Below are 16,323 nucleotides of genomic sequence, written 5' to 3' on the forward strand. Positions count from 1 at the left end.
AGCCCGACCGCTTCGACGGCTGATCATTGCCGGGCGGAGAGCTCGTGCCGAGTCATGTTCTCGATCGACCGTTCACGAGCCTAGAGGACTTTTCGCTGATTTCCAATATGATCCTACAAAGAATGCATTATTTGTTGGCAGATCGGTTCACGGGCGAGTTCTGGGGTGGATCTGCAGTCGATAGCGCGGGCGCGAGCGACCGGACCGCAGGGGGAGCAGCGTGTTCAACCCGTGCCGAAGCCGTCAGCTCGCGTCGAGGTCGCTTCAGTCAGCGTCGAAATCGAAGGGGTCGGAGACGGCATGACCCGTCGTTGATTCGGCCAGGCGGAGAAAGCCGTTCGTGATGTGATCGCCGAGGTGGCGCGCCGCCGCGTCCGGATCGACGTCACGCACGGCATCGACGATCGACTGATGTTCGGCGTGCACCTGATCGAGCCGCTCTGGACTGTCGAGGGTGAGGTCCCAAGGGAACGCCCGCCAGCGTGCGGCGATGTCGTCGCGCAGCGCGGGCATTCCGCAGCGGTCGTAGAAGAAGAAGTGGAACTCCTCGTTGCGGGTGTTGCGTCCCAGCGAATCACCGTCGGCGCTGGCCTCGTCAAGCGCCTCGAGCAGGCGCTCGGCCTGGCGCAGCTCGTGTCTGGAGATCCGCGTGGTCGCACGGGCGATGGCGAAGGTCTCGGTGAGCTTTCGGGTGACGAAGAGGGACTTGAGACGGTCGACGTCGACGCCGGCGACGCGTACACCGCGGTGAGCTTCGGAGGTGACGAGACCCTCGGCTTCGAGGATCCGCAGTGCCTCGCGGACCGGCGTGATGGAGGCATTGAACCAGTCGGCGACCTGATCCTGTCGCAGTCGTTCGCCGCGATCGAGCTCGCGAGAGAGGATCTTTCGGCGCAGGCCGAGGACGATGACGTCCCGTTTGGTCGATGCCGACTCCTGATCCACCCGATGCCTTTCGTTCATGCGTCACCCGCTGTTGGGGTGTCAGTTTCATGTCTCGGTGGTCCCAGTCTACAGGCTCGGGCATCAACTGAGACTAAAGAATGCATTATCCGTGAGGATATGTATGATGTGGATGTCAACGTTTCATACCTCGTCGTGGAGGGCCGATGGCCACTGCTGCACCGACGTCCGTACCGAGCCCCGCGGGCCAGGACGACGCGACCGCCTCGAACCTGCCGCTGTCCGGCATCACTGTCATCAGCTGCGAACAGGCAGTCGCCGCCCCGTTCGCCTCACGCCAGCTGGCGGACCTCGGAGCCCGGGTCATCAAGATCGAACGGCCCGGCGTCGGCGACTTCGCCCGCGGATACGACACGACGGTCAACGGACTCTCGAGCCATTTCGTGTGGATCAACCGCAACAAAGAGAGCCTGGCGCTCGATCTCAAGAGCTCCGACGGACTTAAGATCCTCCACGATCTCATCGCCTCGGCGGATGTCTTCATCCAGAACTTCGCTCCTGGCGCGGCAGAGAGACTCGGCCTCGGTGCCGACGAGCTCCGTTCGATCAACCCTCGGCTGATCCATGCGTCGATCTCCGGATACGGAACGGACGGGCCGTACAAAGATGCCAAGGCATACGATGCACTTGTGCAGGCCGAGGCGGGACTGGTCTCCGTGACCGGAACAGAGGAGTTCCCTGCGAAGACGGGAATCTCGACGGCAGACATCGCCGCGGGAATGTACACGTACTCCGGCATCCTCACCGCTCTGTACAACCGCGAGCGCACCGGTGTTGGAGCCACCTTGTCGACGAGCCTCTTCGACTCCCTCGTCGAATGGATGGGCTACCCCCTCTACTTCACCCGCTATGGCGGCACCCGTCCCACCCGAGCCGGCACCTCCCATGCCGCTATCGCCCCCTACGGTGCTTTCACCTGCGGCGATGGCACTCAGATCATGCTCGCGATCCAGAACGAACGCGAATGGGAACGCTTCGCCACTCAGGTTCTCGACCGTCCCGATATGGTCGCCGACGAACGCTTCGACCGTGCCGCTCACCGCTACGCCCACCGACACGAACTCCAAGAGATCATCGAGCGAGCCTTTTCCGCGCTCACCGGTGAGGCCTGCGACGCTCTGCTCGAACAGGCAGCGGTCGCCCACTCGAGGCAGCGCGATATGAGCGAGATCGCCGACCACCCGCAGCTGACCGAACGCCACCGCTGGCACGAGGTCGAGACCCCCGCCGGTCCGATCTCCATGCTCGCACCACCGGTCGAGATGTCTGGGGTGGGCCATCGCATGGACCCGATCCCGGCGGTGGGACAGAACTCGGAGTCCGTCCTCGGCGAGCTGGGAATGGATGCCGAGGCGATCGGCGAACTGCGCCACAACGGGGTGATCTGACGACGATGAATGAAGAACCCGCACAACCGACCGACGGCGGGGCCGCCTCGGCGGGGGCCGACGACTTCGCCTACTCACCTCTGCTGCCCACCGAAGGTGAGGGCCCGCGGATGCGCGGGCTCGACATCGGGGGAGTGGAGACGACCACCGTCGAGGTGGGCGGGACGTCGCGCTCGTTCCTTACGGTGGCGCCGGAGACCCTGACCGACCTCGCCGAGGTCGCCTTCAAGGAGATCTCGCACTACCTGCGCACCGACCATCTGGCCAGCCTGCGCGCGATCATCGACGATCCGGAGGCCAGCGACAACGACGTCTTCGTCGCTCTCGACCTGCTGCAGAACGCCGCGGTCTCGGCCGGGGAGATCCTGCCGATGTGCCAGGACACGGGAACGGCGATCGTCTCAGCCAAACGTGGGCCCAATGTGCTCACCGACGGCGATGACGCGAAGCACCTGTCCCGCGGCATCGGCCGTGCCTATGAAGAACTCAACCTCCGCTATTCGCAGCTGGCTCCCACGAGCCTGTTCGAGGAGACCAATACCGGCACGAACCTGCCCGCCCAGATCGAAGTGGGGCTGAGTCCTACTGATGACTACGAACTGCTGTTCATGGCCAAGGGCGGAGGGAGCGCAAACAAGTCCTTCCTCTATCAGGAGACGAAGGCCGTCCTCAACGAGTCGTCGATGCTCGAATTCCTCGCCGAGAAGATCTCCACCCTCGGCACTGCAGCCTGCCCGCCGTATCACCTGGCTGTCGTCATCGGCGGGCCTTCAGCCGAGTTCACACTCAAGACCGCGAAGCTCGCCAGCGCTCATTACCTCGACGACCTGCCAGAGACCGGTGATGCCGAGTTGGGCCACGGATTCCGGGACAAAGAGTTCGAGGAGGCCGTCTTCGAACTCACGCAGAACCTCGGCTTCGGTGCCCAGTTCGGCGGCAAGTACTTCTGCCACGACGTCCGCGTCGTCCGGCTGCCCCGCCACAACGGGTCCCTGCCGATCGCGATCGCCGTGAGCTGCTCGGCCGACCGGCAGATCATCGCCCGCATCAACGCAGACGGTGTGTTCATCGAAGAGCTCGAACACGACCCGGCTCGTTTCCTGCCTGCAATGGGCCGCGTCGAAGAGATCGAATCCGGAAACGTCACCGACATCGACCTCGACCGACCGATGCCGGAGTTGCAGGCACAGCTGTCCGAACTGTCCGTCGGGGATCGGGTGTCGCTGACGGGAACGATGATCGTCGCCCGCGACATCGTGCATGCGGAGCTGCGCGACCGCCTCGATGCCGGTGGGGAACTTCCCGAGTATTTCAAAGACCATCCGATCTACTATGCGGGGCCGGCGAAGACACCCGAGGGAATGCCCTCGGGGTCGTTCGGTCCGACCACCTCATCGCGGATGGACAGCTATGTGCGGCGGTTCCAGGAGGCCGGCGGGTCGATGATCATGCTCGGCAAGGGTAACCGGTCCGCGCAGGTGAAGAGCTCCTGCGCCGAATTCGGGGGCTTCTACCTCGGATCGATCGGCGGCCCTGCCGCCCGGCTGGCTCAGGACTGCATCACCTCGGTCGAGGTCCTCGATATGGAGGAGCTCGGGATGGAGGCAGTGTGGAAGATCCACGTCGGAGACTTCCCGGCGTTCATCATCACCGACGACAAGGGCAATGACTTCTTCGACAGCACCGGGCCGCCGACGCTCGGTCTCGGGCGGACCCGCACGGTCCGCGACGGCACCCGATTGGACTGATCGGGCGATGGTCGGGCAGGGCCACCTCGGCGAGGAACCGATGACTTACAGACGAACACAGCGAACCACGGAACAGAGGATTTCACCATGGCAGTAAGCAATGAAGAGCAGATGATGATCGACCTGGTCGCCGAGTTCATCGACGAGCAGGTCAAACCCAGCGTCAACAAGGTCGAGCACGCCAACGAATACCCCGAGGCATGGATCCAGACGATGAAGGACATGGGCATCTACGGGCTCGCCATCGACGAGCCGTGGGGGATGGGCAAGGTCTCGACCGAGGCATATGCGCTCATCACTCAGGAGCTCGCGCGCGGGTGGATGTCCCTGGCCGGTGCCATGGGCGGGCATACCGTCGTCGCGAAGCTCATCCAGGAATACGGTACGCAGGAACAGAAGGACAAGTACCTGCCTCGGATGGCCACGGGTGAGCTGCGAGCGACAATGGCGCTGACCGAACCCGGCGGCGGATCCGATCTGCAGGCGATGCGCACAACAGCTGCCAAGGACGGCGACGACTACGTCATCAACGGGTCGAAGACGTGGATCACGAACGCCCGGAAATCCGACCTCATCGCTTTGCTGTGCAAGACCGACCCCGAGGCGGAACCCCGTCACAAGGGCATCTCGATCATCCTCGTGGAGAAGGGGGAGGGGTTTACCGTCTCCCAGGATCTGTCGAAGCTCGGTTACAAGGGCGTTGAGACGTGCGAACTGTCCTTCGACGGTCTTCGGCAGCCGCAGTCGCAGCTGCTGGGTGAGGCCGAGGGTGTCGGGTTCAAGCAGATGATGAATGGCCTCGAGATCGGCCGCATCCAGGTCGCGTCCCGGTCGCTCGGCGTCGCGCAGGCTGCGCTCGATGATGCGGTGAAGTATTCGCAGGAGCGCGAGTCGATGGGCAAGCCGATCTGGAAGCATCAGTCGGTGGGCAACAAGCTCGCGACGATGGCGACGAAGCTCGAGGCCGCCCGGCAGCTCGTCCTCCACGCGGCTCGCACCTATGATTCGGGCGCGCGTGTGGACATGGAGGCAGGAATGGCGAAGCTCTATGCCTCGGAGATGGCCGCCGAGGTGGCCCTCGACGCCATCCGCGTCCATGGCGGTTACGGATATTCGACTGAGTATGACGTCGAGCGCTACTACCGTGACGCTCCTCTGATGATCGTCGGCGAAGGCACGAACGAGATCCAGATGAACGTCATCGCCAAGCAGCTCATCGGCCGGAACAAGGCCTGAGGGTTCACCCGGCTACTGGCCCACGGTTGGGCAACCTGCCCACCCGCGCCTGACGTACCCGCACGATCCGCCTCCAGACTTCTGGCCACGAACTCAACTCGAGGGAATAACATGACTCACAAACCCCGTCCGCGTCCGGACACTCCGCACATGATGACCGAGGAGCGTCTCGAGATCCAGGCGCTCGCCCGCGAGTTCGCCCGCGATGTCGTACTGCCGATCGCCAACGAGCTCGACCCCGTCGAGGGGCAGTTCCCGGATTCGATGGTCAAGCAGATGGCCGAGATGGGCTTCTTCGGCATCCTCATCCCCGAAGAGTACGGTGGCCTGGGGCTCGGTGTGTTCGAGTACTGCCTCGTCGCCGAAGAGCTCTCGCGGGCGTGGATGTCGGTGGCCGGTCTGCTCGCCCGTGGAAACGGGATGGGTGGGGGTTTCTCCCCCGAACAGGAAGCCCGCCTGCTGCCGAAGGTCGCTGCCGGCGAGTACCTCGGCGCCTTCGCCCTGTCGGAGGCTGAAGCGGGGTCGGATGTCGCGAATCTGCGGTGTAAGGCCGAACGCAATGCCGATGGTGATTGGGTCATCAACGGCACGAAGATGTGGTGCACATATGCCGATCAGGCCGACTACATCGTTCTCTTCGCTCGCACCTCGGTGGAGGAGAAGCGGCATCGGGGGATCTCGGTGTTCCTCGTCGAGAAGGAACGCGGCACCTTCCCCGTAGGGATCTCCGGGGCACCGGCGAAGAAGATCGGCTACCACGGGTGGAAGACCTGGGAACTGTCCTTCGACAACTTCGTCCTGCCTGCCGATGCCCTCCTCGGTGAGGAAGGCCGTGGGTTCTACCAGGCAGTGTCCGGTCTCGAGGTCGGACGTGCGCACACGGCGGCCCGGTCGATCGGTCTGGCACAGGCGGCGCTCGAGGACTCGGTGAAGTATCTCAAGGAACGCGAGCAGTTCGGCCATCCGCTCGCTGATTTCCAGCATCTGCGGTTCAAGGTTGCGGACATGGCCGCGCAGATCGAGGCGTGCCGGCAGCTGATGTACCACGTGTGCACGGAGATCGACTCCGGTCGTCGGTGCGACAAGGAAGCCGCGATGGTGAAGTACCTGGCCGGAGAGATGAGCGAGAAGGTCACCTCCGAGGCGCTGCAGATCCATGGCGGTGCCGGGTACACGAAGGACTTCGCCGTCGAACGTCACTGGCGTGATGCCCGGTTGACGAAGATCTTCGAGGGCTCGTCGGAGATCCAGATGCGCATCATCTCCGACGAACTCCTCGGCCGCTGAATTACTACCTGACGGCGGCCCAGCAACCTGGCGCCAGGTATCTGCGCCGCCGTCGGGTAGCAATTGGGAACTTCTGGGCGCACTACACGAACCACCGATAGGAACTTGACTGCGATGACTGAGACGAACATCCACGATTGGGTCGGGCGAACCGCGACCGTGTCAGAGACCGCCGATGGGGAGCGGGCCGCACGCTTGGCGACCCTGCTCGGCCACACTGGTGACCAGTCTGCACCTCTGTTCCCGTTGGGGCATTGGTTGTATTTTTCGGAAGACGATGTGCCGATGAGTGAGCTCGGAGCTGACGGGCATGCGGCTCTTGGTGGGTTCATGCCTCCGGTGCCCCTGCCCAGGCGGATGTGGGCCGGCAGCGACCTGGCCTTCCACGCCCCGATTCTGCCCGGGCAGACGATCGAGCGGACGACGACGATCGAATCGATCACGGAGAAGACCGGCAGCACCGGGCCCCTGTGTTTCGTCGTGCTCCGCCACGAGCTCACCGCGGACGGGAAGCCCGCCACGACGGATCGGCACACGATCGTCTACCGCGAAGCCACCTCGGTGCCGGAGGGATCGGCAGCGAAGCCCCCACGTGAGGACTCGCTAGTCCCGGACGGTTGGGCCTGGACGCGCTCGGTCCGACCGAACGAGGTCATGCTCTTCCGCTACTCGGCGTTGACGTTCAACTCCCACCGCATCCACTACGACCACCCGTACGTCACCGAAGTCGAAGGCTACCCCGGGCTCGTCACGCATGGACCATTGACCGCGACGCTGCTGTTGGACGCGTTCATGTCCACCCACCCCGAGGCGGGCGTGACCGGGTACCGGTTCACCGCGAAGTCCCCGTTGTTCGCGAACGAACAGATCCACCTCGTCGGCAGAGAGACCGAACCCGGCGTGCACGAGCTGCAGGCCATTGCCCCGGGTGGGAAGACCGCGATTGCCGCCACTGTGACGACGAAGAGCTGAGGAGCACCACTATGTCCGATACCCGCCCCGCACCCCTGACCGGCCTCAAGATCGTCGAGATCTCTGCCTTCGTCGCAGCTCCGCTGGGGTCGATGACGCTCGCGCAGCTCGGCGCCGATGTCATCCGCATCGACCCGATCGGCGGGAACATCGATGCGAATCGGTGGCCGATCAGCGATGACGGCACGAGCATCTACTGGGCGTCCCTGAACAAAGGGAAGCGCTCGGTCACACTCGACCTCAAGTCCGAGGAGGGGCAGAAGATCGCGACGGACCTCATCGCCGAGGCGGGCACCCTCATCACGAATCTGCCCGCTCGCGGGTGGTTGAGTTATGAGAATCTCAAGCAGCATCGCGAAGATCTCGTCATGCTCCGCCTAGGCGGGTGGCACGACGGTTCCCCGGCAGTGGATTACACGGTGAATGCGGCCAGTGGTTTCCCGATCATCACCGGTGACGACGAGCATCCGGTCAACAACGCGGTGCCGGCATGGGATGTCGCTGCGGGGCTCTATATCTCCAACGGGATCATGGCCGCGGAGCTTGACCGTCGTACTTCGGGCAAGGGCCAGGAGATCACCTTGGCGCTCTCGGACGTCATGCTCGCCACCGTCGGCAATCTCGGCTATATCGCCGAAGTGCAGGCGACGGGGAAGACGCGTGGTGCTCTAGGCAATGGGTTGTATGGGGCGTATGGTCAGTCATTCGAGTGCGCGGATGGCCGTCAGGTGATGGTCGTGGTGATCTCGAACAAGCACTGGCGTGGTTTGGGGAAGGCGACAGGCTTGAGCGAGAAGCTTGAGATGATCGGCCCGTTGCTGGACGTCGACCTGAACACCGAGGGCGGCCGGTTCGAAGCACGGGAGGCGATCGATGCGGTGGTGCGACCGTGGTTCACCGCGCACGACTCCGAGGACGCGACGAAGCTGCTCGCCGAGGCCGGAGTGCTCGTCGGTGGGTTCCAGACGTTCGAGGAACTCGTGAACTCAGACCCGAGGTGTTCGACAGAGAACCCGCTACTCACCGAGATCGACCAGCCGGGTGTCGGACAGGTACTCGCCCCTCGTGTGCCCTTGAAGTTCGGTGGGACTCCAGTTGCTGATGCATTTCCGGCACCACAGCTGGGTGGTGACGCGTCTGAGGTGCTCGAATCGGAACTCGGGCTCGATGCCGATGCGAGAAATCGGCTGAGCTTGGACGGAGTGGTCGACCTCGCGAAGTGAGCGGCCCGTGCGCGGTCTTGGACATCATTGACGACGGCGTGAAGTTCAGCACGATACTCGGAATTACCTAGCTCAACTGGGCAACGTCAGCCCTTCGTGGTTCCGACCTGGATCTTGTCGGATTTGATCGAGCTGGCTGAACCCGTTGCTCGACGAACCCGCCACATCGTCTAGTCTCACGACGGAGCTTCTCAGCGCTTGCGCATGTCGAAACCGGGCTGCGCCGACGGGCGCAAGACGTTATCTGATTAGACTGCGAACCAATCGTCTAGTTCGACGCCGTTCGACTGAGAAAGACATATCTGATGGCCGCAAGCTTCCACCCCGCACACCGCAGCTCTTACACGTCATACATGCTGCTGTGGAACCCCGACTACTTCTTCTGGCCCGAGGACGAACGGCTGGAGACCCTTGCCAGTATCGAAGCAGGTGAACCCGCCGAGGACCAGTGGTCGATGAGTGCGAATCATCGTCATGTGCAGGTCGGTGATCGGATCTATCTGCGCAAGACGGGCCAGGGAGAGCGTGGCATCGTCGCTGCTGGGTGGGTCCAAGGGGAGGTCATTGTGCAGCCTCATTGGGACGGCTCGGCACGAGCTGCCACCTACGTCCCGATCTCCTGGGACTCTCTGGTGGGCGTCGACAACCCCCTTGACCTTGAACCCATATCCGACCAGTTCCCCTCCGGAATCTGGAAGGGAATGCAGAGCGGAATGAGGATCCCCGATGATGCCGCCCAAGAGCTGGAACGTCAGTGGTCGGACCACTTTGGTCGGGCACTTCGACAGGAGCAGAACCTTGCTGATGGCGATCATGCTTCAGAGGCCCCCATTGAGCGTCGTTATGCGGTTTCTGTCATCCGCGCACGACGACATCAGCGGCGCTTCCGGGCCCTGCTCCTCCAGAATCGTGAGCTGAAATGCCAGTTCGACGGTTGTCCGATCAATGATCTGCGACTTCTCGAAGCTGCCCATATTGTCCCTGACTCTGATGGCGGGGAGTCGTCTTTGGATAATGGTCTGCTGCTGTGCCGGAATCATCACCGGGCATTGGATGTAGGCCTTATCGAGTATGACGGCAGTGAGTTCTTTTGGGGTGATGAGTTCGAGCCACTCTGACTCTCGACAGCATTCGTTCCACGCTCACATATGGCGCCCTCCGGCGATCTCCAGCACCACCCCGGTTATGTAGGAAGCCATATCCGAAGCGAGGAATGTCACTGCGGAAGCGATTTCGCTTGGTTCACCGGCTCGACCCAGAGGGATATCGGCGATTTTCGCTTCGATGAGATCTGGCCTCATCGCGGCTGTCATGGGTGTATTGATGAAACCAGGCTGGATGGCATTCACCCGGACATTTTTGAACCCGACTTCCTTCGCAGCGGCTTTGGTCATGCCGACGATTCCGGCCTTGGCAGCTGAATAGTTCGTCTGGCCCAGGTTGCCTACTTTTCCGGCGATCGACGAGACATTGATGATCGACCCACCCCCGGGCTGATCACGCATATGTCCGGAAGCCGAGCGCAATCCGTTCCAGGTTCCTCGGAGGTGCACGGAGATGACTTGGTCGAATTGGTCTTCGCTCATCTTGCGCATGGTCGCATCGCGGGTGATTCCGGCGTTATTGACCATAACGTCCAGCGCTCCGAATCTCTCGACGACGACTGAACACAGGTGCTCCACTTGAACGAGGTCGACGACATCACATGCCAGGCCGATTGCGCGATCGCCGATGTCGAGTGAACTGGCGGCCGCACTGGCAGCTTCGCCATCGAGGTCGCCGATGACGATTTGGGCACCGGCGTCGGCAAATGCTCGGGCAATCGCATAGCCAAGGCCCTGGGCACCTCCGGTGACGACCGCGGTGCGGTTTTCGAGCAGTTTCATATGAGTTCCTTTAGTCGTGGGGTTCGGGGTGGCCGGTCAGAATGGATAGGCGACAGGTGCCAGCAACGCCGTGGCTGCCGCCAGAATGAGGACCAGAGGGCCGCCGATTTTGATGAAGTCCATGTAGCGGAAGCCGGCGACGAGCGTTTGCGTCATACAGGCGGTGCCGATCGGAGTTCCGCATGCAAGGTTGCATGCCAGGGTGACGGCGATGGCCCAACTCGTCGGGTCGGCGCCGAAAGAGATCGCGACCGAGATGACGATCGGAACGAACATCGCGGTCAGCGCTGTGTTCGATGCGAAGTTGGTGAGGATCGCAGCGACGATGATGAAGATGCTGAGCACCAACCAGGGGCTTGAGGCCTCACCGAAGATTCCGACGATGGCATCGGCGATCAACTGTCCGCCGCCCGAATCAGTCAGGCCTTGGCCGAACGCCTGTGCCGCGGAGAGGATGATCAAGGTGTTCCAGTCCATCTGCCTGATGGCGTCCTTGAAGCTGATGCACCCGGTGACAATCATGAGGATGGCTCCGATGAGCGCGATGACTGCGATGTTCCACAGTCCGGAGACGAACCCGATGACGATGGCGACCATGAGGAGCATTGAAAACGGAAGCTTCCAACGTGCTGGCATCTCGTCACTGCTGGTGTTCGGGTCCTTCTGGTCCGCCAGGAGGTCGGGTGGGGTGAAAGTCAGCACCTTGTTTCCGACGCGATAACCGATTGTGGCCATATACAGGACGGTGATCACGATAAGTGGACCGCCGATGCGCGAAAGTGTGAAGATACCCATCGGCTCTGTGCCGTCGGTGGTCTCGAGGATTCCTTGGGTGACCAGCTGCGCAGTAGAGCCAGTCAGCGTGGCGATGCCGCCGATAGCAGCGCCGATTCCAGCGCCCATAATGGCCAGTGGCATGCGAATGCGTCCCTGTGACCGGTTCGCGATGATGGCCACAAGGGGAATGAAGATCGCGACGACCGCACTATTGCTGAGGAATGCCGACAGAATCGCCGAGGTGGCAGTGACGACCACGATCAGCGCGCGTTCGTTGCGGTAGAGCCCGATCGCTTCGAATTTCGAAGCGACGAAGTCAGCGAACCCGGTTTTGAAGAGGGCATTTCCGACAACCATCATTCCGGCGCAGAAGAGCGTCACCGTGCTTCCGAAGGGACTGTACGCCTCTTCGAGGTCGATAGCTCCGATGATGGCCATGAGCAGTGCGGCGACGATCGCGGTGACGGCGATCGGAATCTTCTCGAGCACGAATGAGACCATCGCGATAACGACGATGATGATGGTGAGAATAGGCAGAGCGACCATGGATATCTCCTCTTTGAGTTCTGGCCGATGGTGGCGGTTGTGTTGTGGTTAGGGGTGCTCACGCGGATTCGAAGACGGCGGCCATTCCTTGGCCCCCGCCGATGCACATCGTCTCGAGACCTCGGCCTCCGCCTCGGCGTTTGAGCTCGTGCAGCATGGTCGTCATGATCCGGACACCGGTGGCTCCGACAGGGTGACCAAGGGAAATGCCGGAACCATTGACGTTGAGGCGGTCCATATCGGCCCAGTCCCAGCCTTTGAGTACCGCGAGTGCTTGCGGGGCGAATGCCTCGTTGAGTTCGACAAGGGTGAAGTCGTCGAAGGTCAGTCCGGTGCGGTTGAAGAGCTTCTCGACAGCCGGCACCGGTCCAATGCCCATCTGCGCGGGCTCGCATCCCACGGCGGTCCACGCCGAAAGATACCCCAGCGGTTCAAGACCGAGTTCATCCAGTGCATCTTCAGCGACGATGAGGCATGCAGCGGCCGCATCGTTCTGCTGGCTCGCATTTCCTGCGGTGACGATTCCTCCGTCCATGAGCGGACGGAGTCGTGCGAGAGATTCGACAGTGGTGTCGGGGCGGACCCCCTCATCACGGGTGAACTCGGTCGGATCACTGCGGCGTTGTGGAACACTGACGGGGACCACCTCGGCGTCGAATGCCCCGGTCTCCCATGCTTGAGTGGCACGTTGATGGCTGCGTGCAGCGAATTCGTCGGCATCTTCTCTTGTGATCCCGTACGTTCGGGCGAGGTTCTCTGCCGTCTCAATCATCCCGGAGATGTAGCCGAATCGCTCCTCAGGCTGTGACCGTTCCCGCCCGCGCTCGAGCCTGTCGTGCATGGTCGCACTGCCTGACCGGCTGCCCCACCGCATATCGGTCGAGTAGTACTCGATGTTGCTCATCGATTCGACGCCTCCGGCGATCACGGCCGTGGCGGCTCCCGTCTGGACCATCATTGCTGCGGTGGCGATGGCCTGAAGGCCGCTGCCGCAGCGGCGGTCGAGCTGCATTCCCGCAACGTGGATCGGCAGCCCTGCCTGGAGCGCGACCCAACGGCCGACGCAAGGGACCTCGCTGTTGGCATAGGACTGTGCGAAGACTACGTCTTCGATCTGTTCCGTGTCGATGCCGCTGCGGGCAATCACTTCTCTGACAACGGTCGCACCGAGGTCTTCGACAGGCACAGGGCGCAGTGACTTGCCGAAGCTGCCGATAGGTGTACGTGTGGGCGCGACGATTGCTGCACGTTTCATTGCGGTCCTGTCTGGTCGTATGCGTGGGAGGTTTGAGCGGGTGTGAAGCGGGGAGGTCTGCGCTCGAGAAATGCGGTAGTTCCTTCGGCGCACTCCGATGAGCTGAAGGCGATGTCGCTGGCGGCCAGGGACCGGTTGATCATCTTTGGTTTCGACAGGGTCGTACCGTCGTCGATGAGCTGCTTGGCCAGGGCGAGGGCCTGGGGCGGGCGACGGTTGAGGTTTTCGGTCAAAGTTAGTGCTGCGTTCAATGCTTGGCCGGAGTCGACTACACGGTTGATGAGGCCCCAGTCCAATGCGGTCTGAACGCTGATCGGTTCTGCGAGGAAGATGAGTTCCTTGACGCGTCCTGCAGTGATGCGGTCCAGGCTGCGATACGTTCCGCCGCTGCTGGGGAAGACGCCGAGGTTCGTCTCGGGCAGTGCGAGTGAGACTTGTTCTTCGGCCACGATGAGATCACAGCACAGCGCCAGCTCTAGACCTCCGCCGTAGGTCAGACCTTGAAGTGCGGCGACGGTTGGCTTCGGGATAGTGGCAAGCGAAGCGAAGATTGCATTCTGTCGGCGCAGTTTCCGGTCGACGGCTGCACCCGGAGCCTGCAGATCGGGGAACTCTGTGATGTCCGAACCCGCGCAGAAGGCGCGCGCGCCGTCTCCGGTGATCACGATTGAGCGGATTTTGTCATCGTCGGCGCAGTGATCGATGAGTTCGCCGAGACGTGCGACCATCGGGATGCTCATTGCGTTGACCGGAGGGTTAGACAGCGTGAGCACCGCGGTGTGTCCGAGCGTGTGAAAGCCGACGAGATGGGCGTTGTCGCTGGTCATTCGGCGTTCCTCGCTGTGCTGGGGATGACAAGAGCGTCCAGGGCAACGGCTCCCTTGCCGGGTGGAAGCACCCGCAAGGGATTGATCTCAACGGAGCCGAGTTCGGCGGAATGGACAGCAGCGAACGATGAGACAGCGACGATGGCTCTGGCCAGGGCGTCTCGGTCACCGCCGGGATGACCGCGGAAACCGTCGAGCAGAGTGGACACGCGAGTTTCGTTGATCATTTCGTGAGCTTGTGTGAGGTCGATCTGACCGATGCGCATGGCGATGTCGCCGTAGAGCTCGGCTCCGGTTCCACCGAGCCCGACGACTGTCACCGGACCGAAGACGGCGTCGTTCGTCGCGCCGATGATGACCTCGATCCCCTCCGGTGCCATGGAGGTAATGAGAACTCCGTCGATCAGCGCGTTGGGTGCGGCCTCGGATACTCGATCGATGATGGCGCAACGAGCCGCCTCGGCGGATTCGGTATCGGCAACATTGAGAGCGACGCCACCGACCTCTGTCTTGTGAGCGATCTCGGCCGAAACGACCTTGATCGCGTAGGGAGCAGGGATGGTCTGAGCCGCTTCGGCCAGCTCGTCTGAATTGGTCACCAGGGCCGACGGCAGCATAGGCAGTCCTGCTGCTTCGAGTCTGCGACGAGACTCAAACTCGGAAAGGGCGCGATCGCCGAGGGAGTTACTAAATTCGATCGTTTCGACATCGTGGGGGTGATGGGCCCACGCTTCGACGAAGAAACTCAGCGCGCTCAGTGCCTTCACCGCTCGTTCCGAGTCGTCGTAGACGAGGAAGCCGTCGTCTTCGTAGGCGGTGATGACAGAATCGCGGGCCTCCATGCAGAGGACTGTGGGGCGATCGAGGAAGTCGGCTGTGCCGGCCTTGATCGCATGGCGTACCTGGTCACCGAAGGCGGGTGTATCGGGAAGCATGGTCAGCGCGGCAACGATGCTGCTGTATCCGCCGTCTGCATACATCACTTCAAGTGTCTGTGTGATGAGCGAGGTGTCGTTGAGCCAGTTTGCCGTGGTGTCGCAGGGATTGTTGTCGCTGCCCATGGGATTGATTTGCCGCAGCTTCTCCTGCCCTGGTTCAGGCAGAGGCGCAACGTCGAGCCCATGCCTTTCCGCGGCGTCACAGAGTTGGACGCCGAAGCCGCCCGAGACGGTGACGACTCCGAGGCTGCGTTCGGCAGGGTAGACCCCACAGCTGCAGGCGTAGGCGACGTCGATCTGTTCCTGGGTTGTCGTGGCCCGATAGGCACCGTATTGGCGAAGAACTGCATCGAAGACCGCGTCTTCTCCTGCCAGGCTGGCCGTGTGAGACTGGGCGGCACGCGCGCCGATCGCTGATTGGCCGACCTTCATGAACACGATCGGGATGTGGCGGCGGCGGGCGGTCTCCAAAGCCGAGGTGAAACGAGCGCCGTCGGTGACGCCTTCGGCGTAGGCGAGTATCACGGAGACGTCGTCTTGGCGGGCAAGCCAGTCGATGCATTCGGCAACATCGATGTCGCTTTCGTTGCCAGTCGACATCCAGTAGCTCACACCCAGATTGCGTCGACGGCAGAGGTACGCCAAGTGGCCTCCGTAGGCTCCACTCTGGCTGACGATGGCAACGCCGCCGGGTTTCGGCACTCCGCCGTCGAAGGCGCTGGAGAAGGTTCCCATAAAGCCGATCGATGAGTTCATGACGCCGAGGCAGTTCGGCCCGAAGAGGCGGACTCCGCGCTGCGCGGCTACGGCTTCGAGTTCCCGCTGTGCTGCTCGTCCCTCTGCCCCGGTTTCGGCAAATCCTGCTGCGAAGATCACTGCAGTTCCGATACCTGCGTCCGCGCAATCATTGACGGCGCCCAGCAGGTGGGCAGCGCCGAGGCAGATCAGCGCGATGTCTGCCGCCTCGGTAAGGTCGGTGACGGAGGCAAAAGCCGGCAGGCCCTGGACGGTTGTGCGTTTGGGGTTGACCGGGTAGATGCGTCCTTCGAATCCTGCGCTTTTGAGGTAGTGCAGGGCTCGGCCGGAAATGCGTTCGGTGTTGTTCGACGCACCGATGATGGCGACTGACTGAGGGCGCAGGGCGCGGTCGAGGAAATGTTCAGAAGCTGTAGCAGCGGAGGGAGCTGTGGCGGACCGAGTTGGCATAGAGTCTCTTCCTTGAGATGACGGGTTTCTCAACAGAGACAGCTTGATCGAGAACCGTTCTGTGATACAAG

Annotated in this window: 13 protein-coding genes; 7 read left to right on the forward strand and 6 right to left on the reverse strand. The window is 62.3% G+C overall.

Going from position 1 to position 16,323, the window contains the following annotated elements; translation table 11 throughout:
• Positions 1 to 264 precede the first annotated feature (264 nt).
• Entirely contained in the window at positions 265 to 963 is a 699-nt protein-coding gene (locus ACVZTU_RS01585) for a GntR family transcriptional regulator (RefSeq protein WP_482401213.1), read from the reverse strand.
• 146 nt (positions 964 to 1,109) lie between these two features.
• Here ACVZTU_RS01585 and ACVZTU_RS01590 point away from each other — a divergent pair, with 146 nt between their 5' ends.
• The 7 genes from ACVZTU_RS01590 (at position 1,110) to ACVZTU_RS01620 (ending at position 9,935) form a co-directional block, all read left to right on the forward strand.
• Positions 1,110 to 2,351, forward strand: a complete 1,242-nt coding sequence (locus tag ACVZTU_RS01590) for a CaiB/BaiF CoA transferase family protein (protein ID WP_482401214.1) — start codon at positions 1,110 to 1,112, stop codon at positions 2,349 to 2,351.
• Between the two features lie 5 nt (positions 2,352 to 2,356).
• Positions 2,357 to 4,099, forward strand: coding sequence for a FumA C-terminus/TtdB family hydratase beta subunit (locus ACVZTU_RS01595; RefSeq protein ID WP_482401215.1), 1,743 nt, complete (start codon positions 2,357 to 2,359; stop codon positions 4,097 to 4,099).
• Between the two features lie 87 nt (positions 4,100 to 4,186).
• On the forward strand, positions 4,187 to 5,335 hold the full coding sequence (locus ACVZTU_RS01600; protein WP_482401216.1) for an acyl-CoA dehydrogenase family protein: 1,149 nt from the start codon (positions 4,187 to 4,189) through the stop codon (positions 5,333 to 5,335).
• Between the two features lie 111 nt (positions 5,336 to 5,446).
• Entirely contained in the window at positions 5,447 to 6,622 is a 1,176-nt protein-coding gene (locus ACVZTU_RS01605) for an acyl-CoA dehydrogenase family protein (protein ID WP_482401217.1), read from the forward strand.
• Positions 6,623 to 6,736: 114 nt separating this feature from the next.
• Entirely contained in the window at positions 6,737 to 7,594 is an 858-nt protein-coding gene (locus ACVZTU_RS01610) for an HTD2 family dehydratase (protein WP_482401218.1), read from the forward strand.
• An 11-nt stretch (positions 7,595 to 7,605) separates the two neighbouring features.
• Entirely contained in the window at positions 7,606 to 8,817 is a 1,212-nt protein-coding gene (locus ACVZTU_RS01615) for a CoA transferase (protein ID WP_482401219.1), read from the forward strand.
• Positions 8,818 to 9,122: 305 nt separating this feature from the next.
• Positions 9,123 to 9,935 (forward strand): HNH endonuclease, encoded by an 813-nt coding sequence (locus tag ACVZTU_RS01620; RefSeq protein WP_482401220.1) that lies wholly within the window; start codon positions 9,123 to 9,125, stop codon positions 9,933 to 9,935.
• Between the two features lie 24 nt (positions 9,936 to 9,959).
• Here the strand turns inward: ACVZTU_RS01620 and fabG are convergent, their stop codons facing one another.
• Genes fabG through ACVZTU_RS01645 form a run of 5 tightly spaced genes read right to left on the reverse strand, consistent with a single transcriptional unit; the run spans position 9,960 to position 16,252 of the window.
• Positions 9,960 to 10,703, reverse strand: coding sequence for a 3-oxoacyl-ACP reductase FabG (fabG, locus tag ACVZTU_RS01625; RefSeq protein ID WP_482401221.1), 744 nt, complete (start codon positions 10,701 to 10,703; stop codon positions 9,960 to 9,962).
• 36 nt (positions 10,704 to 10,739) lie between these two features.
• Positions 10,740 to 12,026 (reverse strand): SLC13 family permease, encoded by a 1,287-nt coding sequence (locus tag ACVZTU_RS01630; protein ID WP_482401222.1) that lies wholly within the window; start codon positions 12,024 to 12,026, stop codon positions 10,740 to 10,742.
• Positions 12,027 to 12,084: 58 nt separating this feature from the next.
• Entirely contained in the window at positions 12,085 to 13,281 is a 1,197-nt protein-coding gene (locus ACVZTU_RS01635) for an acetyl-CoA C-acetyltransferase (RefSeq protein WP_482401223.1), read from the reverse strand.
• Entirely contained in the window at positions 13,278 to 14,108 is an 831-nt protein-coding gene (locus tag ACVZTU_RS01640) for an enoyl-CoA hydratase/isomerase family protein (protein ID WP_482401224.1), read from the reverse strand. Before ACVZTU_RS01640 ends, ACVZTU_RS01635 begins: the two co-directional genes overlap by 4 nt.
• Entirely contained in the window at positions 14,105 to 16,252 is a 2,148-nt protein-coding gene (locus ACVZTU_RS01645; RefSeq protein ID WP_482401225.1) for an acetate--CoA ligase family protein, read from the reverse strand. Before ACVZTU_RS01645 ends, ACVZTU_RS01640 begins: the two co-directional genes overlap by 4 nt.
• Positions 16,253 to 16,323 lie beyond the last annotated feature (71 nt).

It is taken from the genome of Brevibacterium sp. OS20 (assembly GCF_056837565.1).